This is a genomic window from Streptomyces sp. NPDC058001 (assembly GCF_042886315.1).
Lineage (GTDB): Bacteria > Actinomycetota > Actinomycetes > Streptomycetales > Streptomycetaceae > Streptomyces.
In genome coordinates this window covers 302477-327494 of record NZ_JBHVQT010000013.1, presented here as the reverse complement: position 1 = coordinate 327494, position 25018 = coordinate 302477, and the positions used below count along the sequence as shown (strand labels likewise).

At 70.6% G+C, this 25018-nt stretch carries 20 protein-coding genes; 13 read left to right on the top strand and 7 right to left on the bottom strand.

Annotated features, from left to right (window positions below):
• Positions 1-246 precede the first annotated feature (246 nt).
• A complete protein-coding gene (locus ACFVT5_RS31530; RefSeq protein ID WP_389894990.1) occupies positions 247-981 on the top strand; it encodes a ferritin-like fold-containing protein in 735 nt (244 codons plus the stop codon).
• Between the two features lie 80 nt (positions 982-1061).
• Here ACFVT5_RS31530 and ACFVT5_RS31525 read toward each other — a convergent pair whose 3' ends face one another.
• The 4 genes from ACFVT5_RS31525 to ACFVT5_RS31510 all read right to left on the bottom strand — a co-directional run bounded on the left by ACFVT5_RS31525 (position 1062) and on the right by ACFVT5_RS31510 (position 3084).
• Complete coding sequence (locus ACFVT5_RS31525) at positions 1062-1325, bottom strand: hypothetical protein (RefSeq protein ID WP_389894988.1); 264 nt, start codon at positions 1323-1325, stop codon at positions 1062-1064.
• Between the two features lie 275 nt (positions 1326-1600).
• Positions 1601-1828 carry a DUF3107 domain-containing protein gene (locus tag ACFVT5_RS31520; protein WP_389894986.1) on the bottom strand — a complete coding sequence of 76 codons (228 nt, stop codon included), beginning with the start codon at positions 1826-1828 and terminating at the stop codon, positions 1601-1603.
• Between the two features lie 188 nt (positions 1829-2016).
• Positions 2017-2664, bottom strand: coding sequence for a TetR/AcrR family transcriptional regulator (locus tag ACFVT5_RS31515; RefSeq protein WP_389894984.1), 648 nt, complete (start codon positions 2662-2664; stop codon positions 2017-2019).
• A 189-nt stretch (positions 2665-2853) separates the two neighbouring features.
• Entirely contained in the window at positions 2854-3084 is a 231-nt protein-coding gene (locus ACFVT5_RS31510; RefSeq protein WP_389894982.1) for a hypothetical protein, read from the bottom strand.
• Positions 3085-3209: 125 nt separating this feature from the next.
• Between ACFVT5_RS31510 and ACFVT5_RS31505 the strand changes: the two genes are divergently transcribed.
• From ACFVT5_RS31505 to moeZ, 12 genes are all read left to right on the top strand, one after another.
• Entirely contained in the window at positions 3210-4241 is a 1032-nt protein-coding gene (locus ACFVT5_RS31505) for an alpha/beta fold hydrolase (RefSeq protein ID WP_389894981.1), read from the top strand.
• A gap of 8 nt (positions 4242-4249) precedes the next feature.
• A complete protein-coding gene (locus tag ACFVT5_RS31500; RefSeq protein WP_389894979.1) occupies positions 4250-5950 on the top strand; it encodes a DUF3152 domain-containing protein in 1701 nt (566 codons plus the stop codon).
• A gap of 56 nt (positions 5951-6006) precedes the next feature.
• Positions 6007-6099, top strand: coding sequence for an Ms4533A family Cys-rich leader peptide (locus tag ACFVT5_RS31495; RefSeq protein WP_389894977.1), 93 nt, complete (start codon positions 6007-6009; stop codon positions 6097-6099).
• 232 nt (positions 6100-6331) lie between these two features.
• Positions 6332-8050: an ABC transporter substrate-binding protein gene (locus ACFVT5_RS31490; protein WP_389894975.1), complete on the top strand. Its 1719-nt coding sequence runs from the start codon at positions 6332-6334 to the stop codon at positions 8048-8050.
• Between the two features lie 4 nt (positions 8051-8054).
• Positions 8055-9053, top strand: a complete 999-nt coding sequence (locus ACFVT5_RS31485) for an ABC transporter permease (protein WP_389894973.1) — start codon at positions 8055-8057, stop codon at positions 9051-9053.
• Complete coding sequence (locus tag ACFVT5_RS31480; RefSeq protein WP_389894971.1) at positions 9050-10138, top strand: ABC transporter permease; 1089 nt, start codon at positions 9050-9052, stop codon at positions 10136-10138. Before ACFVT5_RS31485 ends, ACFVT5_RS31480 begins: the two co-directional genes overlap by 4 nt.
• Positions 10135-11997, top strand: a complete 1863-nt coding sequence (locus ACFVT5_RS31475) for a dipeptide ABC transporter ATP-binding protein (protein WP_389894969.1) — start codon at positions 10135-10137, stop codon at positions 11995-11997. Before ACFVT5_RS31480 ends, ACFVT5_RS31475 begins: the two co-directional genes overlap by 4 nt.
• 190 nt (positions 11998-12187) lie before the next feature.
• Positions 12188-13993 carry a DUF3492 domain-containing protein gene (locus ACFVT5_RS31470; RefSeq protein ID WP_389894967.1) on the top strand — a complete coding sequence of 602 codons (1806 nt, stop codon included), beginning with the start codon at positions 12188-12190 and terminating at the stop codon, positions 13991-13993.
• Entirely contained in the window at positions 13990-15150 is a 1161-nt protein-coding gene (locus ACFVT5_RS31465; protein WP_389894965.1) for a hypothetical protein, read from the top strand. Before ACFVT5_RS31470 ends, ACFVT5_RS31465 begins: the two co-directional genes overlap by 4 nt.
• A 248-nt stretch (positions 15151-15398) precedes the next feature.
• The gene (locus tag ACFVT5_RS31460) at positions 15399-16358 is read left to right on the top strand and encodes an NAD-dependent epimerase/dehydratase family protein (RefSeq protein ID WP_389894963.1); all 960 of its coding nucleotides are present in this window, start codon (positions 15399-15401) and stop codon (positions 16356-16358) included.
• The gene (locus ACFVT5_RS31455; RefSeq protein ID WP_389894961.1) at positions 16346-17095 is read left to right on the top strand and encodes a spherulation-specific family 4 protein; all 750 of its coding nucleotides are present in this window, start codon (positions 16346-16348) and stop codon (positions 17093-17095) included. The genes ACFVT5_RS31460 and ACFVT5_RS31455 overlap by 13 nt, the downstream gene beginning before the upstream one ends.
• 62 nt (positions 17096-17157) lie before the next feature.
• A complete protein-coding gene (moeZ, locus tag ACFVT5_RS31450) occupies positions 17158-18336 on the top strand; it encodes an adenylyltransferase/sulfurtransferase MoeZ (RefSeq protein WP_389894959.1) in 1179 nt (392 codons plus the stop codon).
• A 110-nt stretch (positions 18337-18446) separates the two neighbouring features.
• Here the strand turns inward: moeZ and ACFVT5_RS31445 are convergent, their stop codons facing one another.
• The 3 genes from ACFVT5_RS31445 to ACFVT5_RS31435 form a co-directional block, all read right to left on the bottom strand.
• Positions 18447-20045, bottom strand: coding sequence for an alpha/beta hydrolase (locus tag ACFVT5_RS31445; protein WP_389894957.1), 1599 nt, complete (start codon positions 20043-20045; stop codon positions 18447-18449).
• 143 nt (positions 20046-20188) lie between these two features.
• Positions 20189-21736: an alpha/beta hydrolase gene (locus tag ACFVT5_RS31440; RefSeq protein ID WP_389894955.1), complete on the bottom strand. Its 1548-nt coding sequence runs from the start codon at positions 21734-21736 to the stop codon at positions 20189-20191.
• Between the two features lie 147 nt (positions 21737-21883).
• Positions 21884-24820 carry a lysylphosphatidylglycerol synthase domain-containing protein gene (locus tag ACFVT5_RS31435; protein ID WP_389894953.1) on the bottom strand — a complete coding sequence of 979 codons (2937 nt, stop codon included), beginning with the start codon at positions 24818-24820 and terminating at the stop codon, positions 21884-21886.
• Positions 24821-25018: the final 198 nt, after the last annotated feature.

Sequence of the window (25018 nt, the reverse complement as noted above, 5' to 3'; positions counted from 1 at the left end):
GGGAGGGCTGTCGGGTCGGAGCCGATCGGGCCACCGACCGGGCATCCTCATTCATGTACCCGTTGAGTCGTCGAGATACCTCATGCACTCGATACCGTGCACTCAGGTACGGCGGCGTACTCAGCGGGCCTTTACCACCATACCCCGGAATCGCGCACATGCGATGGCCGAATTGGTCACGTAGTGGTCGTCACAGTGATTGACCAGGGACTTCAGGGTTGCCGTGAGCGGGCTATTGTGCGCTTCATGACGACGCCTGACCACGCCTCTGACGCACCCGCACCCACCGGAGTCGCCGCCCAGGACTGGGCGCGGGCCTCCGCAGACCCGCAGTACCGTGCCGCGGTCGTCGACCTGCTCGGCGCCCTGGCGTACGGGGAGCTGGCGGCGTTCGAGCGCCTCGCCGAGGACGCGAAGCTGGCGCCCACGCTCGCCGACAAGGCGGAGCTGGCGAAGATGGCGTCGGCCGAGTTCCACCACTTCGAGCAGTTGCGGGACCGGCTCTCGGCGGTCGGCGCCGAGCCCACGGGGGCCATGGAGCCGTTCGTCGCCGCGCTCGACGGCTTCCACCGGCAGACGGCGCCGTCCGACTGGCTGGAAGGGCTCGTCAAGGCGTACGTCGGCGACTCGATCGCCAGTGACTTCTACCGTGAGGTTGCGGCCCGGCTCGACGCCGACACCCGCGGTCTGGTGCTCGGCGTCCTCGACGACACCGGGCACGCGAGCTTCGCCATCGAGAAGGTGCGCGCGGCGATCGACGCCGACCCGCGCGTGGGAGGGCGGTTGGCGCTCTGGGCGCGGCGGCTGATGGGGGAGGCCCTGTCGCAGTCGCAGCGGGTGGTCGCCGAGCGGGACGCCCTGTCGACCATGCTGGTCGGCGGTGTCGCCGACGGCTTCGACCTCGCGGAGGTGGGCCGGATGTTCTCGCGGATCACCGAGGCGCACACCAAGCGGATGGCCGCGCTGGGTCTCGCGGCCTAGCGAACCGGGCGAGGCCCGGGAGTCGGGCACGGCAGGGGGCCTTCGGGCCCCCGAGCCCGGTAGGCGCGCGGGCTGTCCAGCTACGCGGGCGCTGATCGCCGCAGACGCCTGGGGCGCAGCAGGAGTGACAGCAGGGCCGTCGAGATCGCCGCGGCACCGATCAGGGTCGCGGCGATGTTGCCCGCGCCCAGCGCGGTGTGGGTCACGAACGCGCCGAACAGGGCGCCCGCGATGCCGGTCGGCAGGACCAGGGCCGGGGTCGGCAGCCGGTCCGGCATCCGCCGGAGGGCCACCCACGCGAGGGCGAGACCGACTACTCCGGAGCCCAGCGCTTCCCAAAGCATTCTGTGGTCCCTCCCGCACGGTCAGTGGCGAATCGCTCGTAGGCGGTCCTACCCGCCACGGCCGGAATGCAATCCTCCGCTGTGTTCGAGTTGTGATGCGTCTGTGGATGAAACTGCGAGGCGTGGGGCCCAACACGGAAGAGCGGTCCGGTGGTTGACAACCACCGGACCGCTCTTTCATATGTCTCGTATGCTGGACACGCCCGCCTTTGTGTCGAACGCGGTCGGCGTACGCGGAACGCGTTCCCGCGCGCGGGAGCCCTGCGGCAGCAGACCTACAGCGCGCTGAAGCCCACCTTGCGCTGCGTGGGCTCGCCGATCTCCACGTACGCGAGTCGCTCCGCCGGCACCAGGACCTTGCGCCCGTGGTCATCCACGAGGCTCAGCAGTTGCGCCTTCCCGGACAGCGCCTCGGACACCGCGCGCTCGACCTCCTCGGCGGTCTGCGCGCTCTCCAGAACGATCTCACGGGGCGCGTGCTGCACGCCGATCTTGACCTCCACGGCTTTGTCCCTCCGACGGTCAGTGATGTGCGCGGGCGTCCGCGCCGTACCTCGCACACCCTAGCCCGGTGACAGGGGGTGAATGTTCCGGCCGACCACGCCGGTAGCGAACAGCGAACGGGAACAAAAGCGCGGGTCGTCGCCGCGCGGGACGGCCGGGTGTCCTGGCGGGTGGGCCCGGCGTGCGCTCAGTGCGGCTGCTGGTCCGTACCGTGCAGCGGGAAGCCCGCGATACCGCGCCACGCGAGCGACGTCAGCAGCTGGACCGCCTTGTCGCGCGGGATGCCGTTCGCACTGGAGAGCCAGTAGCGCGCGACCACCTGCGATACGCCGCCCAGACCCACCGCGAGGAGCATCGACTCCTCCTTGGAGTGCCCGGTGTCCTCGGCGATGACGTCCGAGATCGCCTCGGCGCACTGGAGGCTGACCCGGTCCACGCGCTCGCGCACCGCGGGCTCGTTCGTCAGGTCGGACTCGAAGACCAGCCGGAACGCGCCGCCCTCGTCCTGCACGTACGCGAAATAGGCGTCCATGGTGGCCGCCACGCGCTGCTTGTTGTCCGTCGTGGACGCGAGCGCCGTGCGCACGGAGTGCAGCAGGGCCTCGCAGTGCTGGTCCAGCAGGGCCAGGTACAGGTCGAGCTTGCCGGGGAAGTGCTGGTAGAGCACGGGCTTGCTGACGCCCGCCCGCTCGGCGATGTCGTCCATCGCTGCCGCGTGGTACCCCTGCGCGACGAAGACTTCCTGGGCCGCGCCCAGGAGCTGGTTGCGTCGGGCACGGCGCGGCAGGCGGGTGCCCCGCGGGCGTGCCGCCTCTGTCTGCTCGATGGCTGTCACGCCGCCTCCCAAAGTTGACCGTGTGCGGTGTGCGCCGCGCTGCCATCGTACTTTTCGGTAACCGTGGTGTGCGCGGTGCGAGCGCAGAATTTCACGGACCGGACGCCGACGGAACGCACCGGACGCAGCTGAACCGTACACAGGGCGTCCCACGGGGCCCCTGCGGCGACGGAGCGTGATCGCCTGTCCTCAGCGGTAGTCGTCCTCGTCCAGGGTCACGACGCGCGCCTGCTCCGCGAGGTCACCCTCGTCCGCGCTGGTGGGGTCCGAGTCCTTCAGGGAGTCGTCCCGGTCGGGTGCGAGGTCCGTCAACTGCTCCGCCGCGTCCGCCTCGTTCGCTTCCACGTCGATCTCGGCGGCTTCGTTGGTGTCGGTGATGTCCTCGTAGAGCGCATCGGGATCGGTCGGGTCGACAGTCATATGTCCTCTTCCCGAGCGGTACGTGTGCTTTCACCTGAAGGGTAGGAGAGACGGGATGGCGACGCTACGTGGTCTGTGACCGCGAACACACGAACCCGTGCGTGATCGTCTCGTAACATTGCCGCATGTCTTCGACGGAGTTGCCGAGCTTCACCGCAGCCGCCCTGCCCAAAGTGGGTGCTGTCAGGGCCGCCGAGGGCGAGCGCCTGCGGACCGTGGGACTTCCCGGACTGTCGCTGACCGTGCGCTCCCGCCCGGCGACCCGCACCGGCCTGCCGCCCGCGCTGTACGTGCACGGGCTGGGCGGGTCCTCGTTGAACTGGTCCGATTTGATGCCCCTCCTCGACGACGTCGTGGAGAGCGAGGCACTCGACCTGCCGGGCTTCGGCGACTCCCCGCCGCCCGACGACGGCAACTACTCCGTCACCGGGCACGCGCGCGCGGTGATCCGTTTTCTCGACGCGTCGGGCCGCGGCCCTGTGCACCTCTTCGGCAACTCGTTGGGCGGCGCCGTCACCACGCGCGTGGCCGCCGTCCGGCCCGATCTCGTACGCACCCTCACGCTGATCTCGCCCGCGCTGCCGGAGATCCGGGTGCAGCGCACCGCCGTACCCACCGCGCTGCTGGCGCTGCCGGGGGTCGCCGGGCTGTTCACCCGCCTCACCAAGGGGTGGTCGGCGGAGCAGCGGGTACGGGGCGTGATGGCGCTCTGTTACGGCGACCCGGGGCGGGTGACACCGGAAGGGGTGCGGGCCGCGGTCGAGGAGATGGAACGGCGGATGGCGCTGCCGTACTTCTGGGACGCCATGTCGCGCTCCGCGCGCGGGATCGTCGACGCCTACACGCTGGGCGGTCAGCACGGGCTGTGGCGGCAGGCGGAGCGGGTGCTCGCGCCGACGCTTCTCATCTACGGCGGACGGGACCAATTGGTGTCGTACCGCATGGCGCAACGGGCCGCGCGGGCATTCCGTGACGCGCGGTTGCTGTCCCTGCCGGACGCCGGGCACGTGGCGATGATGGAATACCCCGAGACGGTCGCCACGGCCTTCCAGGAACTCCTCGCCGATCTGGGCGAGTTGGACGGGTCGGCCGGGGCGACGGAGTCCGCGGACCGCGCCGATACCGGCGGGACCGCCGAGGCGCAGGCGGGGAGCTGAGACGGCGCGTGGGACGGCACAGCCGCCGGGGACCGGCGAACAACGGCGACAAGGCCAGGAACGTCGGCAACGCGACTTCATCGGCTTCATCGACCCAACCGGATCGACCGGGTCAACCGAATCGACCGAATCAACCGGATCAATCCAATCAATGGACCCCATCGGCGAACCCGGCGCCGCCGCCCGGAACGCGTGGGACGCCCCGGGCGCCCGGGACGCCGGCCCAGGGAGTGCCCCGGTTCGCCGACGGCACTTCTGCGCGCGGTGTGCCGCGTTTCCCTGACGGGACGCCGGCTCATGGGGTGCCCAGGATGATGCCGGACGGCACTCCCGCGCGTGGGGTACCCCGTTTCCCCGATGGAACCCCCGCGCGTGGGGTGCCGCGTTTTCCCGACGGGACCCCCGCGCACGGTGTGCCCCGGGTCGGGCCTACCGGTGCTCAGGAGCCCGGTGTGCCGCATGTGCGGGGTGGGCACCCCGAGCAGCGCGAGGACGGGGGTGGCTGGGGTGCCGGTGGACCCCGGGAGGCCACCGGATACGGCGTCGCCTCGCAGGGCCGGCCGCCCGGCCCACGGATCCCCGGCCCCCGCAGGGAGTACGTGGACGCCTTCGAGGACGCGGACGTCTTCGCTCCGCGCACCTCCCCGGCCCCGTACGGGACCGGCTCCATGCCGCGCGGGGCGGCCCCGTACGCCTCGGGCCCCTACACCCCACCGCAGCGGCCCAGGGCGCCCCACGCCCCGGCCTCCGACCCATTCGCCTCCGACCCGTTCGCCTCCGTCACCGACTGGGACACCGACCTCGACACCCCGGCCGGTGACGAAGTCGTACGGACGGTCGGGCCGCCGCGTTCGCCTGTCGACGAACCGGACACCGGTATCGGCGACAAGGGCGCGAAGGGGGGCCGCGGCCGTGCCCTGACCGGGATCGCCGCGGCGGCAGTGACCACGGTGCTGGCGGTCGTCGTCGCCGGACAGGTCGCCGACGACCGGTCGGGCGGCGACACCCAGGCGCGCAGCGCGGACGGCGCGGAGCGGGCCACCGAAGACCCGGCGTCCCGGTCCGACGACCGCCCCACGCCCGAGAAGTCGGCGGTCGCGGCGGCCCCGCTCACCTACGCGCAGAAGATGGGCAAGACCTATCCGCTGGATCCGAAACTGAAGGCGTCGGGCGCTTTCTCCGTCGTCCCTGGATTCGTCAAGGCACCGGGGCGCGGTCAGGTGTTCCGCTATCGGGTGGACGTCGAGAAGGGCCTCGGACTCGATGGCTCACTCTTCGCGGAGGCCGTGCAGAAGACGCTGAACGACAAGCGGAGCTGGGCCCACAACGGTGGCCGCAGCTTCGAGCGGGTTTCCTCCGGAAAGGTCGATTTCGTCATCACCTTGGCGAGTCCGGGAACGACCGCCGAATGGTGTGCCAAGTCCGGACTCGACACCACTCAGGACAATGTGTCGTGCGACTCCGCTTCGACCGACCGCGTCATGATCAACGCCTATCGATGGGCCCAGGGTTCCGAGACCTACGGCGACGACATTTACCCGTATCGGCAGATGCTGATCAATCACGAGGTCGGTCATCGGCTCGGCTTCAACCATGTGACCTGCCAGAAGGACGGCGCGCTCGCGCCCGTCATGCAGCAGCAGACCAAGTTCCTCGACCATGACGGAATCAGCTGCCGCGCCAACCCCTGGGCTTTCCCCGGCAATTGACGTTGGGTCACCAGGGTGCGTTGACATCCGGCGAAAGTTCGTTCATATTTTTCCGCATGTCGTCCCCCCACGCCTCAGTGCGCGCCGCCCTTGAGCTGGCGCTCTTCGGCGTGACCGCGCTCTGCGTGGCCGACATTCACTGTCGCTGACGTCCGCCCTGGCGAGACGTCGGCTTTTCCCCCGCTTTCCGGTGGTGCGCGACTCCCACGGATTTCCTCGCGGTTCCGTGCTGTTCGTGTCTGACCTCGTGTGTACGCGTGCCGTTTCCCGCACGCGCGGCACACCACCGGTGTTCGGATTCTCGGCGTGCCCCAGGGCGGCCTCAGCGCGATTCCGCCTGTTGCCGCACCCACGCGGCACTCTCCGAGAGGTTCCCTTCCGATGCGTCAAACGTCCGTCATAGCGCGCCGTGTGGCAGCGGCATCCGTCAGCCTCGTCCTGGCCTCGGGCGCCGCCGCCTGCGCCGGGCCCCAGGACAACGATGCCGGGGGCGGTGGTGACGGCAAGCCGCGGAAGGGCGGCACCCTCACCGTCCTGAACTCGAACCCGCAGACCGACTTCGACCCGGCGCGGCTCTACACCTCGGGCGGCGGCAATGTGCCGTCCCTCGTCTTCCGCACCCTCACCACCCGCAACCGCGAGGACGGCGCCGCCGGCGCCCAGGTCGTCCCCGACCTCGCCACGGGCCTCGGCACGCCCAGCGAGAACGCGACCGTGTGGACGTACACCCTGAAAAAGGGCCTCAAATACGAGGACGGAACAGCGATCACCACCGCCGACATCAAGTACGGCATCGAGCGGTCCTTCGCCGCCGAACTCTCCGGCGGAGCGCCCTACCTGCGGGACTGGCTGATCGGCGGCGCCGACTACCAGGGCCCCTACAAGGACGCCAAGGGGCTCGACTCGATCGAGACGCCGGACGAGCGAACCATCGTCTTCCATCTGAACAAGCCCGAGGGCGAGTTCCCGTACCTCGCGACCCAGACACAGTTCACGCCGGTCCCCAAGGCGAAGGACAAGGGCACCAAGTACGAGGAGCACCCGCTGTCGTCGGGCCCGTACAAGGTCGTCAAGAACGAGAACGACGGCGAGCGGCTGCTCCTGGAGCGCAACCCGCACTGGTCGGCCGCGACGGACGCAGAACGCAAGGCGTACCCGGACACCGTCGAGGTCCGCTCCGGGCTCGACTCGTCCGTCATCAACCAGCGCCTCTCGGCGAGCCAGGGCGCTGACGCGCGGGCCGTCACCACCGACACCAACCTCGGGCCCGCCGAACTCGCCAAGGTGAGCGGCGACAAGCAGCTCGCCGCGCGCGTGGGCACCGGTCACTTCGGCTACACGAACTACATCGCGTTCAACCCGAAGGTGAAGCCTTTCGACGACCCGAAGGTGCGGCAGGCCATCGCCTACGCGGTCGACCGGTCCTCGGTGATCAACGCCGCCGGCGGCTCGTCGCTCGCCGAGCCCGCGACCACGTATCTGCCGAACCAGAAGTCGTTCGGCTACACGCCCTACGACCACTTCCCGGCAGGTACCTCCGGCAACCCGCAGAAGGCCCAGGAGCTGCTGAAGGACGCCGGGTACGCCAAGGGGCTCACCGTGACGCTGACGCACTCCAACGCCAAGGACTTCGAGACCAGCCCCGAGATCGCGACCGCACTCCAGGACGCCCTCAAGAAGGCGGGAATCACCGTCAAGCTGGAGGGCCTTGAGGACAACGAGTACCGGGACACGATCCACAGCGCGAAGACGGAGCCCGGGTTCTTCCTCGCGCACTGGGGTGCCGACTGGCCGTCGGGCGGGCCCTTCCTCGCCCCGATCTTCGACGGTCGGCAGATCGTCAAGGACGGCGCCAACTTCAATACGGGCTTCCTCAATGACAAGACGGTCAATGACGAGATTGACGCGATCAACAAGTTGACGAATCTTGACGCGGCGGCCGAGCGCTGGGGCGCTCTTGACCGGAAGATCGGCGAGCAGGCACTGACCGTCCCGCTGTTCCACCCCGTCTACAAGCGGCTGTACGGCAAGGACGTCAAGAACATCGTGATCAGTGACTGGACCGGTGTCCTGGACATCTCGCAGGTCTCGGTGAAGTGACCCCATGAGTGAGGCACTTGCGGCCTCCCAGGCGTCCGGGACGGGCACCGGCACGGTGCCCGCCCCCGCCTCGGGGGCCCGACAGTTCTGGCGGCGGCTGCGCACCCAGCGCGCCGCCCTCGTCGCGGCGGCCGTCGTCCTGCTGCTCGTCCTGGTCGCGCTCACCGCGCCCCTGCTCACCGCCCTGGAGGGCCAGGACGCCACCACGTACCATCCGCATCTCGTCGACTCCGCGCGCGGGGGAGTGCCGCTCGGCTCCTTCGGCGGGATCAGTGCCGATCACTGGCTGGGCGTCGAACCGCAGACCGGACGCGATCTGTTCGCCCGGCTTGTCCACGGCGCCCGGGTGTCCCTCGGCGTCGCGCTCGCGGCGACCCTCGTCCAGGTCTTCATCGGGGTCGTCGTCGGTGTGGCCGCCGGGCTGGGGAACCGTTTCCTCGACCAGGTGCTGAGCCGCATCACCGACATCATCGTCGCGATGCCCCTGATGATCATGGCTCTGGCGCTGCTCGCGATCGTGCCGAGCGACTTCCCGCGCCCGGTCCTGGTCGCCCTCATCATCGGCCTCATCGCCTGGGGTTCGACCGCGAAGATCGTGCGCGCCCAGACCATCACGCTCAAGGAACTCGACTACGTCGCCGCCGCCCGGCTCAGCGGCTGGTCCACCTGGCGCATCGCCCGCCGTGAACTCCTGCCCGCGCTCGCCGCGCCCGTCATCACGTTCGCGGCGCTGCTCGTGCCCGTCAACATCACGATCGAGGCCGCACTGTCGTTCCTCGGCGTCGGCGTCAAGCCACCCACACCGTCCTGGGGACAGATGCTCACTTCCGCCGACGTCTGGTATCAGGCGGCGCCGCAGTACCTACTGCTGCCCGCCGGCGCCCTGTTCGTGACCGTCCTCGCGCTCACCGTCCTCGGTGACGGGGTGCGCACGGCACTCGACCCGCGCGCGGCGTCACGGCTGCGGATCGGGACGGGACGCAAGGGGGAGGCGCGGGCATGAACCGCCTCAAGAGCCGGCCCGGGGTTCCGGGCTCGCCGCGCTTCCCCGGTATCCCCGGTATCCCCGCTATCCCTGGTATCTCAGGGTTCCCTCGTTTCGCCGGCTTTCTTCTGCGGCGCTTCGTGGGTGCCGTCGTCACCCTCCTGGCGATCTCCGTGATCGTCTACGTGGTCTTCTACGTGGCTCCCGGCAACGTCGCCCAGATCACCTGCGGGGAGCGCTGTTCACCCGCCCAGGTCCAGCAGGTCGCCGAGCAGCTCCGCCTCGGCGACCCGGTGTATCTGCGGTACTGGCACTTCCTGGAGGGCATCGTCGTCGGCCGGGACTACTCCACGGGCACGTCAGTCGAACACTGCGCCGCGCCCTGCCTCGGTCTGTCGTACCAGAGCGACCAGCAGGTCACGCGGCTGATCTGGGCGAAGCTCCCGGTCACCGGATCGCTCGCGCTGGGCGCGATGGTGATGTGGCTGATCCTCGGCGTCGGCACCGGCGTACTGTCCGCCTGGCGGCGCGGACGGGCCTCCGAACGGGTCCTGACCGCCGTCACCCTGGCCGGTACGGCGACCCCTGTCTTCGTCATCGGTCTGCTGCTGATGATCGTCCTCTGCGGTCAACTGCGGTGGCTGCCCTTCCCGCAGTACGTGCCCTTCACGGAGAACCCCGAACAGTGGGCGTGGAACCTGCTGCTGCCCTGGCTCTCGCTCGCCCTGATCGAGGCTGCCAAATACGCGCGCCTCACGCGCGCGTCCATGCTGGAAACCCTCGCCGAGGACCATGTGCGCACCTTCCGCGCGTACGGGGTCGGTGAGCGCTCCGTCATCGGACGGCACGCGTTGCGGGGAGCGGTCGCCCCGGTCATCGCCCTCAATGCCAATGACTTCGGCTCGATGTTCGGCGGCGCCGTGCTCAGCGAGACGCTGTTCGGGATCCCCGGGCTCGGACGTGAACTCGTCCATGCGGTCAATGTCGTCGACCTGCCGGTGGTCGTCGGCCTGGTGCTCGTCACCGGCTTCTTCGTGGTGCTCGCCAACGCCGTGGCCGATGTGCTGTACGCGGTGGCCGATCGACGGGTGGTGCTGTCATGAGCCGGACCGAGTCCATTGACCCTGTCGACGGTGTTGATGTCGAGGGTGTTGATTCTGCGGACGATATTGACAGTGTTGATGGCGTTGACGGTATTGAGGGCGCGGCACCACTGGTCGACGTGGCCGGCTTGTCCGTCGAGTTCGGTGATGTACGCGCCGTGGACGGGCTGTCGTTCACGCTCGCCAAGGGCGCCGCACTCGGTCTGGTCGGCGAGTCCGGCTCCGGCAAGAGCACCGTCGCCTCCGCACTGCTGGGACTCCACCGCGGTACGGGCGCCCGGGTCACCGGCACGGTCCGGGTCGCCGGGGTCGACGTACAAGGGCCGGGCGCCGTGGCGTCGGCGTCAGGGGAGGCGCTGCGGCGGCTGCGCGGTGGGAAGGCCGCGATGGTGTTCCAGGACCCGCTGTCAGCGCTCGATCCCTACTACGCCGTGGGCGACCAGATCGCCGAGGTGTACCGCGTGCACACGCGCGCGTCCCGGCGTGCGGCACGCGCGCGTGCCGTCGACGTGCTCGACCGGGTCGGCATTTCGGACGCGGCCCGCCGCGCGCGCTCCCGCCCCCACGAGTTCAGCGGCGGTATGCGGCAACGCGCCCTCATCGCCATGGCCCTGGCCTGCGAACCCGACCTGCTGATCGCCGACGAACCCACCACCGCGCTCGACGTGACCGTCCAGGCGCAGATCCTCGACCTGCTGCACACCCTGCGTCGCGAGACCGGTATGGGGCTGCTCCTGGTCACGCATGACGTGGGTGTCGCCGCCGAGAGCGTGGACGACGTCCTCGTCATGCGTGGGGGCCGCGCGGTGGAACGGGGGCCTGTCGCCGAGGTGCTGGGCGCGCCCAAGGACACGTACACACGCGCGTTGTTGCGTGCCGTGCCGCGCGTGGACGGTCCATCGGTGGGTTCCTTGGCGGATTCCGCGGTGGAATCCTCGGTGAACTCCTCGGAGGGTTTGTCGGCCGATCCGCTGCTTGAGGTACGGGACCTGCGGCGCGTCTTCGGGCGGGGTGCACGGGCCGTCGCCGCCGTGGACGGGGTGTCCCTCACCGTGCGCCGCGGCGAGACCCTCGGTGTGGTCGGTGAGAGCGGCAGCGGCAAGACGACGCTGGGGCGCATGCTCGTGGGGCTCCTGGAGCCGACGTCCGGGGAGATTCGGCACGTGGAGGCGGACGTGGACGCCTCCCCGGGGTCGGGGTCGGGGTCGGGGTCGGGGTCGGGCGCGGGTTCGAGGGGCCGGGGGCAGCGGGTGCGTGGGGTGCACGGGCTGCGTGCGGCACCTGGGGTCCGGCCGTCCGTGCAGATGGTGTTCCAGGACCCCGTCTCCTCGCTCAACCCCCGCCGCGCCGTCGGCGAGTCCGTAGCTGACCCCCTCCGCGCGCGGGGCGAGCGGGACGAAACGCGTATCCACGCGCGCGTGCGTGATCTGCTGGAGCGCGTCGGGCTCGATCCGGCCCACTACGACCGCTATCCGCACGAGTTCAGCGGCGGACAGCGGCAGCGCGTCGGCATCGCGCGGGCGCTCGCGGCCGAGCCCCGGATCATCGTCTGCGACGAACCCGTCTCCGCGCTCGACGTCACGACCCAGGCGCAGGTGACCGCGCTCCTCGCCGAACTCCAGCGAGAACTCGGGCTCGCCCTGGTGTTCATCGCCCATGACCTCGCCGTGGTCCGTCAGGTCAGCCACCGGGTCGCCGTCATGCGCGCGGGCCGGATCGTCGAGTACGGGCCCGTGGACGACGTGTATGGCGCGCCCCGCGACCCGTACACGCGGCAGCTCCTCGCGGCTGTTCCCGCGCTCGATCCGGCGGTCGCGGCCCGGCGTCGCGCGGCCCGCCAGGAGTTGGCCGTCGCATGACCCTGTGTGACGAACAAGCTCCTTAGCGCGACGGAACGCCACCCGCTCGGGAAAGTTACGTCCGTTCACCCCTTTTGGTGGCGCGATGGACAACCGTCCGTCGCGCCACGGGCATGTCCGCATACGTTCGTTCCGCTGCGAGCCGCCGGTCCAACGGCGGCTCCCCAAAAGGGAGATCGGGGGTGTACTCGTGCGCATCGGACTGCTTACCGAGGGTGGCTATCCGTATGTGAGCGGTGAGGCCAGGCTCTGGTGCGACCGGCTCGTGCGCGGGCTCAAGCAGCACGAATTCGACCTCTACGCGCTCAGCCGCAGCGAGCGCCAGGAGGACGAAGGATGGGTCGCCCTGCCGCCCCAGGTCAGCCTGGTGCGGACCGCGCCGCTGTGGTCGGGGCCCGACGAAGGACCCGGCATCGGACGGCGTGCGCGCCGGCGCTTCGCGGAGTACTACGGCGAGTTGGCGCGGGTGGTGTGCGCCGTGGAAGTGGGGAGCGCGAGCGACCCGGAGCGCGCCGTGCCGGGCACCGGAACGGTGCCGGATGGGCTGGACGAACACCTTGCCGGACTTCAGGCGGACCGTTTCGCCAACGCCCTCTACGGACTCGCGGAGCTGGCCCGTGACACCGGCGGACTCGGCGGCGCCCTGCGCTCCGAGACCGCCGTACGCGCCCTCGAACACGCCTGCCGCGCGCCGGGCGCACTGCGCGCCGCGCACGCCGCACGCGTCCCCGACCTGCTCGTCGTCGCCGCCCACATCGAACGGGCCCTGCGCCCCCTCTCTCTCGACTGGTACCGGCACGACGGCCTCGGCGCCGTGGACCTGTGCCACGCGACGTCGGGCGGCCCGGCCGCGCTGACCGGGCTGCTCGCCCGCCACTTCGCAGGGGTCCCGCTCCTCGTCACCGAGTACGGCGTGCAGCTGCGCGCGCACTACCTCGCCTCCGGCGACACGGCGGAGAGTGCGCCCGCGCGCGCCCTCCTCGCCGGATTCCACGGCAGGCTCGCCGCCGAGGTGTACCGGCGGGCCACCCTCGTCACGCCCGGCAACACCCATGCGCGGCGCTGGCAGGAACGGTGCGGCGCCGACCGCGCCAAACTGCGGACCGTTTACCCCGGCATGGACGCGTCCCGGTTCGCCGACGTCGGTGAGCACCCCGGCTGTTCGGACCCCGACACGCTCGTCTGGGTGGGCCGGATCGAGCCCGCCAAGGACCTCGTCTCGCTGCTGCACGCCTTTGCCGAGGTCCGCCGCGAGGAGCCCAAGGCGCGGCTGCGGATCGTCGGCGCGCCCGCCGAAGGACCGGACGCCGCCGCCTATCTCGCCCATTGCAAGGCGCTGGCCTCGCAGCTCTTCCCGGACGAGGCCGACGGCGCGCACGCGATCGGTGAGAACCCCGTCTCGTTCGACGAGATCGGTGGCCCCGAGGCCCCCGACCTGCCCGACGCGTACGCGGCGGCCGGCGTGGTCGTCCTGTCCAGCGTCGTGGAGGGCTTCCCGATCAGCCTGGTCGAGGCCATGTTCTGCGGGCGCGCCACCGTCTCGACGGATGTCGGCGCCGTGGTCGAGGTCATCGGCGGCACCGGGCTTGTCGTACCGCCGCGTAATCCGCGCGCGCTCGCGGAGGCGTGCGTGGCGCTGCTGCGCGACCCCGAACGGCGCGAGCGCCTCGGCGCAGCCGCCCGTGCGCGGGCGCTCGAACTGTTCACCGTCGAGCAGAACATCACGGCATTTCACGGCATTTACCTGGAGATCGTGTCGCACTGCCCCGTGCGCCGGTACGCGCTGGACGCGACCGGGGAGCCGCTGCCCTTCGCGTTCCCCGCGGAGGCGCATGTGCCCGGCAGTTGGACTCCACCGGTGCTGGACGACCGGTTCGGGCCGTTGCCCAGCTGGGCGACGGAGGGGCCACTGACGGTCCCGGCCGCTCCGGGGATCTCGGGGATCTCTGAGATTTCGGAGATTCCGGGGATTCCGGAAAAGGAGGCGGTGCGATGACCGCCAACGGGACCCGCCAGGACACTCACCACCAGAACGGCCACCGCCAGGACAGTCGCCGCCGGGGTGCCGTCGACCCGGTCAAGGCGCTGATGCACCGGCACCGCGACCTGTGCGAACGGGCCGTCGACCCCCTGGAGATCGCCGCCGGACTCGAAGCGCACGGCGTCACCGACCGAACCGCCACACGGTTCCGGCACCGGGACGTGTTCTCGCTCGCCGAGGAGATCTACGCGCGCGTGCCACGCGGTAGCGACCGTTCCGGGGCCGTCGGGTCCTTGGACACCGGCACGTCCGGGGGGCGCGCGGCGCCGAACGCGCCCGGCGCACGCGCCGGTCGGGCCGCACTCGCCCTCGTACCGGGAGCCGTCTGCACCCTGGTCGTCTCGGGCCTCCGTCTCATCGACGGCGGCTGGTACCTGGCCCTCCTGATCCTCGGCACGCTCGCCGTCACCGCCACCCTGCGCACCGTCCTGCGGTACGGACCTCTGCGCGTGCCCCACGCACGCGTACCGGGCCCCACGCGTGCGTGGACGGTGTGGCTCCTCGCCTACGCAGCCGCAGGTGACGGCCTGCTGCGGGCCGCTGTCGACGGCGGCCCCGACACCTCATGGCCACTCGCGACCGCCCCCCTCCTCGGCCTCACACTCGCCGTCGCCCCCGGGGTCTGGTGCGCATGGCTCTTCGCGCACCGGGCCGCGCGCCGGCTCACGACGAGCCGGGGCCTGGAGGACTTCGCCGCCTCCGTGCGCCCCCTTCTGCTCGGCGTCCTCACTCTGTTCCTGGGTGCGCTGTCCTTCCTCCTGTGGCTGTCCGAGACGCTGCTCGACCAGCGGTCCGGTATCGCCGGACCCGTCGCCCTGGGCGTCCTTCTGTTGCTCGCGCGGCTGCTGACCGTGCGTGGCTTCTCGCACGCCCCCGCCGTCGTCCTCGGCGCGGCAGGCGCCGGCGAACTGCTCTGTCTCGCCACGGTGTTCGCCGGACGGCTGCCCGGCTGCGGGTTCCTCTCGGTACCCGTCGAGACCGCCGTCGACCGGTGGGGCCCCGGAGCCGTCCCCGCCGTGGTCTGCGGCACGGCGGCCCTGATCCTCCTGATCCACGCGACCCGCACCCTCACGCGGGCCTCCGCGCACGCGACGGCCGGGGGCGCCCCATGACGCCCGCCACCGACACCGCCGACCCCCCTTCACCCGGCCCGGCCCACGGCCCGTACCGCCCGTCACAAGGCCCGTACGACCCGTAGCTGCCGTGCCCCCGGGGCCCGACCGGCCCCGCACCAGGACTCCATCCCCCACTCCCTCCCGCGGGGCCGACACCGCGGGCCTTCCGACGCACGGCAACACCCCGAAGGAGAAAGCGAGATGACCACCCTCCCGTCCGGAGACCGCGCACCCGGAGCCGCCCGATGAGAGTGTTGCTGATCGGAGCCAACGGATACCTCGGCCGCTTCGTCGCCGACCGGCTCCTCGCCGACCCGGCGGTTCAGCTCACCGCACTGGGCCGCGGCGACGACGCCGACGTCCGCTTCGACCTCGCCACCGGCAGCCCTGGCGCGCTCACCCGCTTCCTGGACGCCGTACACCCCGGGGTCGTCGTCAACTGCGCGGGCGCCACCCGCGGCGGCGCCCGCGACCTCACCCGGCACAACACCGTCGCCGTCGCCACCGTCTGCGAGGCCCTGCGCCGCAGCGGCTGCGGGGCACGGCTCGTGCAGATCGGCTGCGGCGCCGAGTACGGGCCCAGCCAGCCCGGCTCGTCCACCGCCGAGGACGCCGTACCACGCCCAGGCGGGCCCTACGGCGTCAGCAAGCTGGCCGCCACCGAACTCGTCCTCGGCTCCGGCCTCGACGCCGTCGTCCTGCGCGTCTTCTCGCCCGCGGGCCCCGGCACCCCGGCGGGATCCCCGCTGGGCCGCCTCGCCGAGGCCATGCGCCGCGCCATGCAGTCCGGCGACGGCGAACTCAAACTCGGCGGACTCGGCGTCCAGCGTGACTTCGTGGACGTACGCGACGTGGCGCGCGCCGTGCACGCGGCCTCGCTGTCCGCCGCCCAGGGCATCGTCAACATCGGCTCGGGCCGCGCAGTACGGCTGCGCGACGCCGCCGCCGTCCTCGCGCGCGTGGCCGGCTACGGCGGCGCGCTGCACGAACTCGACGCGCCCCCCGGCCCGCTGCGCGCCACCATCGGGCACCCCCGCTCCGAGGGCGAACACGGCATCCCCGCCGCGTACCCCTATCCCGACGGCTGCGGCAGCTGGCAGCAGGCCGACGTCCGCACCGCGCGCGACCGGCTCGGCTGGCGGCCCCGGATCAACCTTGAGGAATCCCTCGCCGACATCTGGATGGAGGCGGCATGCCGTATCTGAGCGGCACCCTCACCGGCACGCCCGTCACCGGGACGGGACTCGGTTTCGGCGTGCCCGGCTACGCCCACCCCCTCGTCGCGCCCGTCGAATGGGCCGAACTCACCCGCCCCGCCACCCCCCTGCACTGGGTCGTCCTCAATGTCGCCGACGGTCCCGGCACCCGCCCCGACCCGCACTGCCTGGAAGCCGCCGGCCGACTCACCAACGCGCGCGTACGGGTCCTCGGCCGCCTCGACATGACCTACGGCGCCCGCACCTTCGGCGAAGTGGTCTCCGACGCCCACCGCTACCTCGACTGGTACAAAGTCGACGGCTTCCTCCTCGACCGCTGCCCCACCGAACGCGCCGCGCTGCCCGAGGTACGGCGCACGCTCGCCACCCTGCGCTCCCTCCTCGACACCCCGCACCTCGTCCTCGGCCATGGCGCCCACCCCTACCCGGGCTACGCCGAGGCCGCCGACCAGCTCGTCACCTTCTCCGGACCCTGGAGCGACTACCGCTGGTCACAGGCCGCCGAGTGGACCGCCGACTACCCGCCCGAGCGTTTCTGCCACTTCGTGCACGGCGTGCCTCTGGGACATCTCGACGAGGCACTGCGCCTCGCCCGCTGGCAGGGCGCGGCGACGATCTACTTCACCGACCGCACGGACCGCGGTGGCGCCGTCGACCCCTGGGGGACCCTGCCCGGTTACTGGGACGAAATCGTCTCGCGGATCGGAACAGGTGTCTCGGAATGAAGAAGGCCGTGGCAGTGTTACCGGAAGAGCAACCTTCCGACATACCGACCGACGGAGCCCCCGTGTCGCTGCCACCCCTGGTCGAGCCAGCTGATCAGCTCACCGTAGACGAGGTCCGCAAGTACTCCCGCCACCTGATCATCCCGGACGTCGGGATGGACGGGCAGAAGCGGCTGAAGAACGCCAAGGTGCTCTGTGTGGGCGCCGGCGGCCTCGGCTCGCCGGCCCTGATGTATCTGGCCGCGGCGGGTGTCGGCACGCTCGGCATCGTGGAGTTCGACGAGGTCGACGAGTCCAACCTTCAGCGGCAGATCATCCACAGCCAGTCGGACATCGGCCGCTCCAAGGCGGCGTCCGCCCGGGACAGCGTGGTGGGCATCAACCCGTACGTGAACGTGATCCTCCACGAAGAGCGGCTCGAAGCCGACAACGTGATGGACATCTTCAGCCAGTACGACCTGATCGTCGACGGCACCGACAACTTCGCGACGCGGTACCTCGTCAATGACGCATGTGTCCTCCTCAACAAGCCGTATGTCTGGGGTTCGATCTACCGTTTCGACGGCCAGGCGTCGGTCTTCTGGAGCGAGCACGGCCCCTGCTACCGCTGCCTGTACCCGGAGCCCCCGCCCCCCGGTATGGTCCCGTCCTGCGCCGAGGGCGGCGTCCTCGGTGTGCTGTGCGCGTCCATCGGTTCCATCCAGGTCACGGAGGCCATCAAGGTCCTCACCGGTATCGGTGACCCCCTGGTCGGCCGCCTGATGATCTACGACGCCCTGGAGATGCAGTACCGCCAGGTCAAGGTCCGCAAGGACCCGAACTGCGCGGTCTGCGGCGACAACCCCACTGTCACCGAACTCATCGACTACGAGGCGTTCTGCGGGGTGGTCTCCGAGGAGGCCCAGCAGGCCGCCGCGGGTTCCACGATCACTCCCAAGCAGCTCAAGGAGTGGATCGACGACGGCGAGAACATCGAGATCATCGATGTCCGCGAGCCGAACGAGTACGAGATCGTGTCGATCCCGGGCGCCAAGCTCATTCCCAAGAACGAGTTCCTCATGGGCACCGCCCTGGAGGCCCTCCCGCAGGACAGGAAGATCGTTCTGCACTGCAAGACGGGTGTCCGCAGTGCGGAGGTCCTCGCCGTGCTCAAGTCCGCGGGTTTCGCGGACGCGGTGCACGTCGGCGGCGGCGTGATCGGCTGGGTCAACCAGATCGAGCCCGACAAGCCGGTGTACTGAGCGAGCCCCAGGGGCCGGTGCATCGGCCGACCGCGGTTTCGAGACGGGTCCCCCGTGCCTTCCGGCGCGGGGGACCCGTTTTCGCACGGGCCCCCCGTTTTGTCATGGGCTCAGGAGCACACCTTGCCGTCCTGCGGCACCTTGCCGTCGATCAGGTACGCGTTCACCGTGCTGTCCACGCAGTCGCTTCCGCTGCCATACGCCCCGTGCCCCTCTCCCTTCCAGGTCAGCTCCACGCCGACGCCCTTGCCCAGCTCGTCCGCCATCCTGCGGGCGCCCTCGTACGGTGTGGCCGGGTCACCGGTGTTGCCCACGACCAGGATCGGATCGGCGCCCGGAGCGCTGACTTCCGCCGTCTCGCGCAGACCCGGCACCGGCCAGTCGTGGCACCAGCCGGCCGTGTCCCAGCCGAGGAACTCCCCGAACACCGGCGATATCTTCCGGAACTCGCCCAACCCCCGCTTCGCCTCATCGGGCGTCGGACGCCCCTTGGCGTCGCGGCACGATATGGCTCGCTGGGCGTGGCTCTGGGTGCTGTAGTGACCGGACGCGTCCCGCTCGTTGTAGGCGTCCGCCAGGGTCAGCAGCGCTGTGCCGTCGCCTTCCTCGGCTGACTTCAGCGCGTCGGTGAGCAGGGTCCAGGTGCCCTGGTCGTAGAGCGTGACCAGGATGCCGGTGAGGGCCAATGTCTGGTTCAACTCACGTCCGCCGGACGTCGGTAGGGGTTTGGCGTCGATGCGCTTCAGTAGGTCCGCCGTCTTGCGGGTGCCTTCCTCCGGTGCCTGGCCGGTCGACTTGAAGTAGTTGTCCAGGGCCCGCTGGAAGCCCCGTGCCTGGTTCTTGGCCAGGTCCACGCTGTTCGCCGTGGGGTCCACGACGGCGTCGAGCACGAGTCGGCCCACACGCGTCGGGAACAAGTGCGCGTAGGTACCGCCGAGTTCGGTGCCGTACGAGATGCCGAGGTAGTACAGCTTGTCGTCGCCCAGGACATGGCGCATGAGATCCATGTCGCGCGCGGTCTCGGTGGTCGACACATGCGACAGCAGATTCTTCGCCTGGCGCTCGCAGCCCGCGCCGAAGTCCGCCGCGTCCTTGAAGTACGCCGTCTCCTCGGCCGCCGTGTCGGGGGTGAGGTCGACGGACTCCGCGGCCCGCATCTCCTTGTCGCTGCGGCAGCGCACGCCTTCGCTGGACGCGACGCCGCGCGGGTCGAAGCTGACCAGGTCGTAGTGCTCGCGGAGCTTGTCGTACTCGGAGGCGAAGGCCGGGAGCAGGGAGAGTCCCGAGCCGCCGGGGCCGCCGAAGTTGAAGAGGAGGGAGCCTATGCGGGAGTCATCGCCGTTCTTCCCGCCGTTCTTGGCCTGCTGGCGGATCAGGGCTATGCCGATGGTCTCGCCGTCCGGCTTCGCGTAGTCCAGGGGCGCCTTGAGCGTCGCGCACTGCCAGGAACCGCCCGGTGCCGGATCGTCCTGCGTGGCCTTGCAGCGGCCCCAGTCGAGCCTCTGCCCGGTGAGGGCCGCGGGCAGCGACGCCGTGTCGGCCCCGCCGGAGCGGTCCGATCCCTTGGACCCTGACGGGTCCGGCCGCTGCGGCGCCGAGCGGTCGCCCGATTCGGACGGCTTGGCGTCCCCGTCCCCGGAGCCGCCGCCGCACCCGGCGACCAGCAGCGCAGCGGTCAACAGGGCCGCTGACCGTAGATAACGCGCCATGGCATTCCCCCCTTTGCGATCTGTCCCGGCCATAGTAGGCAGGCAAGGCGGACCACCGAGCGGGCCTGTGGATAACCCTTGGCATGTCCCGAACCAGCCGAGGAAGCCGGCTCCCGAACCGGTCGATGACGCGGCCCCGCCCCTCAGGTGCAGACCGTGCCCGCCGACGGCACCTTCCCGTCCAGCAGATAGCTGTTCACGGTGCCCTGCACGCACTTGTTCTTGCTGTCGTACGCCCCGTGCCCCTGCCCCTTGTACGTCAGCTCGACCCCGACGCCGTCGCCCAGCGCGTCCACCATCTTGCGGGCGCCCTCGTACGGAGTCGCAGGGTCACCGGTGTTGCCGACGACCAGGATCGGCGGGGCCCCGGGCGCGCTCACGTCCGGGTGGTCGGCGGCACCGGGCACCGCCCAGTCCGTGCAACTGAGCATGCCCCAGGCGAGATAGTCCCCGAACAGCGGTGACGCGGCACGGAACTCGGGCAGCTTCGACTCGACGTCCTGCGGGGTGTACCGGGGCTTCTGGTCGGCGCAGTTGATGGAGACATTCGCCGCCTGGATGTTGCTGTACTGCCCGCTCTCGTTGCGGCCGTTCATCGAGTCGGACAGCATCATCAGGATCTTGCCGTCGCCCTCGTACGCCTGCTGCAGGCCCTCGGTGAGGTACTCCCAGAAATCCTTCGAGTACAGGGACTGCGCGATGCCGTTGGTGGCGGCCGTCTGTGTCAGCTCCCTGGGGAAGAGCCCCGGCAGCGGCTTCTTGTCCAGGTCCTTGAGGAGCCTCGCGATCCGGTTCTTGACGTCCTGCTCGGAGGTGCCGACAGGGCACTCCTCGACCTGAGACGTGCAGTTCTTGGCGTAGTTGTCGAGGGCGAGCTGGAAGCCCCTGGCCTGGCCCAGGGAACCCTGCTCCGGGTCCTGCGTCGGGTCGACCACCCCGTCGAACACGGCACGGCCCACGTTCTTCGGGAACAAGTGCGCGTAGACACCGCCCAGTTCGGTGCCGTACGAGATGCCGAAGTAGTACAGCTTGTCGTCGCCGAGCACTTGGCGCATCAGGTCCATGTCGCGGGCCGCGTCGGTCGTCGCGACATGCGGGATGACCTTGCCGGAGTTCTTGTCGCACGCGGCGTTGAACGCCTTGGTGTTGTTGACGAGGGTCTGCTGCTCGGCGGCGTCGTCCGGGGTGGCGTCCTGTTGGAAGAACCGGTCGAGCTGTTCGTCGTTCTCGCACTTCACGCCCGCGCTGCGGCCCACTCCGCGTGGATCGAAGCTCACCAGGTCGTAGCGGGTGCGCAGGGCGGCGTAGTCCCCGCCGAAGGCCGGCAGGGTGATCACTCCCGAGCCGCCGGGGCCGCCGAAGTTGAAGACCAGGGAGCCGATACGCCGGTTCTGCGGTCCGCTCGTCACGGCGCGGATCAGCGCGATGTCGATCGTGTCGCCCTGGGGGTTGGCCCAGTCGAGAGGGGCCTTCATCGTGGCGCACTGCCATTCGCCGCCGCCGGGCAGCGGCGACGGTGCCGAGCCGCCGCCCTCGGCCTCGGACGGCGCCGGGCACTCCTTCCAGTTCAGCTTCTGTGCCGAGAGGTCCTCGCTCTTCGGGTCGCTGCTGCCGCACGCGGCGGCTGAGGCGGACAGCAGGACAGCGGTGGCGGCCAGGGCAGAGGCACGCAGTGACGTCGGCTTCGGCATGCACCCATCCTGCGGTCGCCGCACGCGGGGCGCTCGGGACAGGGGCCGTGCGGGTGACCCGCGAAACGTGTTCCTACGCGCGCGTGAGCACCGGTTACGGCGTGGGCACCGGTTACGGCCACGCGCGCGTGGACGGGCACCCTGCCGTCAGAGGGCGCCCTTGCGCGTGAGGTGATTGAAGAACAGCCACCCGGGCAGTACCGGCAGCCACAGCGTCAGCAGTCGGTACAGCAGCACGGCGGGAGCCGCGACCTCCTTCGGCAGCCCGATCGCGATCAGACCGACCGTCAGCGTCGCCTCGACGGCACCCACGCCACCGGGCGTCGGCGCGGCCGAACCGAGCGCGTTGCCCGCGAGGAACACGACGGCGACGCCGGCGAGGCTCAGCGACGTCGTCTCGTTGCCGAAGGCGCGCACCGACGCGTCGAGACACATCACGAAGCAGGCGGTGAGCAGCAGCATCCCGCCGATGCCGGTGAGCAACTTCTGCGGGCGCTGCAACACGTCCAGCATGCGCGGCACGACCCCCGCGAACAGGGACCTCACGCGCGTGACGACGAATTTGCGCAGGAACGGGATCGACGTCATCACCAGGACCAGGACCGCGACGGTCAGCAGGCCCGCGATGACGGTCCGGGACGGCGACAGGGACGGCGTCTTCTCGGTCCCCGTCAGATAGCCGAACGACAGCAGCAGCACGATGTGACAGCCCAGGCCGAACAACTGCGAGGCGCCGACACTGGCCACCGCCAGGCCCGGCCGTACGCCCGCGCGTTGCAGGAAGCGTGTGTTGAGGGCCACACCGCCGACCGCGGCGGGGGCCACGATCTTCACGAAGGAGCCGGCGACCTGGGCCGCCACCGCGCGCAGGAACGGCACCCGCTCCGGCACGAAGCCGAGCAGGCTCATCGCGGCGGCGAAGTAGCTGAGCGCGGAGAACAGCACCGCCGCGGCGACCCAGCCCCACTGGGCCTCCTTGAACAGCGTCCCGAACTCGATGTGGGTCAGCTGGGTCAGCAGGAAGTACCCGCCGATCGCGCCCGCGATGAAGCTGATCAGGGTGCGTGGCCTGATGCGTTCCAGGCGGGCCGGTTCGACGGGCGCCTGGGGGCGGATCCGTAGCACCTGGTGCCGGATCTGGGTGAGCAGGTCCTCCTCGCGGGCGCCTTCCAAAGCGTCGTCTATGGCCCGTTTCTCGGCCTGTCTCTCGGCCTTCTCGGCCTGCTTCTCGGCGCGCTCGGCCCTCTTGGCCGTCTGAGGCTCTTCGGTGGCCGACTCGTTCAGGCGGTCCTGCTTGGCCTGACGGGACGCTTCCAGCACGGCGTCCCGCTCGCGCTGCGACCGCTCACGGGCCAGCCTGCGCAGCGTCCCGCGCGTGGTGCGCGTCAGCGCGATCGGCTGGAGCAGCGGCAGACAGTCGGCGACGGCGTCCGGACCGAGGACGGCGACCGCGGAGGCGACCGACCGTTCGGCGCCGACCCGCAGTCCGAGGGTCGTCAGCAACTGGGCGATGTCCATGCGCAGCACCAGATCGCCCGCCGCGATCTCGCCGCCGCGCAGATCGGTGAGGATCACCGTGCCGGAACGGTCCACCAGGATCGCGTCGCCGGCGAGCCTGCGGTGCGCGATCCGGCGCGACTGGAGCGCCTGCACCTGCCGCCAGGTGTCGTGCATCAGCCCGTCGGTGATCTCCTCGTCGGGCAGCGAGTCGAGGGAGCGTCCGCCGGTGTGCTCGTAGACGAGCATGACCGCGTCGGGGCCCAGTTCGGAGGTCGCGATCAGCTTGGGCGCGTTCGCCCCCGCCGCGATGGCCGCGTACGCGAGCAGCGCCTCCTGCTCCAGGGCCTGGCGCAGCGACTGGAGGCTGCGGCGCTGGGTGATGCCGCGCAGCGTCAGACGGCGCCACACGCGGTAGAAGAACCCCTGTGCCTGTTGTTCACGGTCGACGACCGTGATGTCCAGGGGTGGACCGTCCTCCAGCGTGACGAAGTAGCGCCTGCCCCGGTCGCCGTTGTCCGTGCTGTCCGAAAGGGCCTCCTCGCGCGCGGCGCTCACGGGATGGAATCCCACGTGCCGCAGCCCCGCCAGGAGCGTCTGTCCGGTGGGGCGCACATTCGGCGAGCCGACCGCGTAAAGCGTTCCGTAGGCGACCGTCCAGCCGATCAGCACCGTCAGGATGATCGAGAACGGTGTCGTGTAGCCGGTGACCAGCATCGCGAACGCGTCGAGCAGCAGCACCACCCACAGCACCACACGCCAGCGGGGCCTGCGGGACATGCCCACGGCGGTCATGTACGCGATCACGGGCGCGAGATAGCCGTGCACCGGATCGGTGAGCGCGTGGATGTCACCGGGGGACGGCTGGGTGAGAGCGTCCTGGATGGAGTCCGGCGCGCTCTTGGCGACCCACAGATCCGTGGCGAGGGTCACCCCGTGCGCGAGGACGGCCGCCAGGACACCGTCGGCGATCCGCAGCCCGTCGCGTTTGATGAGCCGCTCGATCGCAAAGGCGACCGGCACCAGGAGCACCGCGATGCTCGACGCCAGACCCGCGAACTTGATCAGCAGGTCCGGTGCCTGACCGGTGCCTTTGTTGATGTCCTGTTCGAGACCCGTGGTCGTACCGTGCGCGAAGGCGGCGATGGAGAGGAGCACCGCGATCGCCAGGGCTCCGACGAGCAGCCGCATGAGATCGGACGGACGGTGCACGCGCGCGGGCAGCAGCGGTTCGTCGCCCTCGACCTCGTCGACATGCGGTTCACCGTCGGGATCGTCGGCCCCGCCCGAGGCAGGGCCGCCGCCCGGTGAGCCGGGATCGTCGGGATCACCGGGGCCCTCGGGGTCGTGCACCACATGATCCGGGACGGCCGGTCCGGACGACGCATTCGCGCCCGCTCCCGTCACCGCAACGTGCGACGCGAGTGGGTCCGGCACGGGGATACCCGCCGCGCCGGTGTCCTCATGCTCTTCGTGCGCCTTCAGGGCGTGATCTCCGGTGTCAGGGCGCGACACAGAGCCGGATGTGCCCGCCTCTTCGGGGTGCACTCCCTGCTGCTCCGTCGCGTCTTCATGTTCACGTATCACCAGTCACCGCCCGCACGATGGTGGCATGCCCCACCGACACAGGAAGGCATCAGGGTGCGATGCGGGGGCGCACAGTGTCCCTCACACGCCACGTCCAGGCACTCCCCACGCGCCGCCCGCCCGTATTCCGCACACGCGTCCACGCGGCATTCACCTCGCCCGACCCCCGGCCCGCTCCGGGTCCCGGGACGCTGTCGG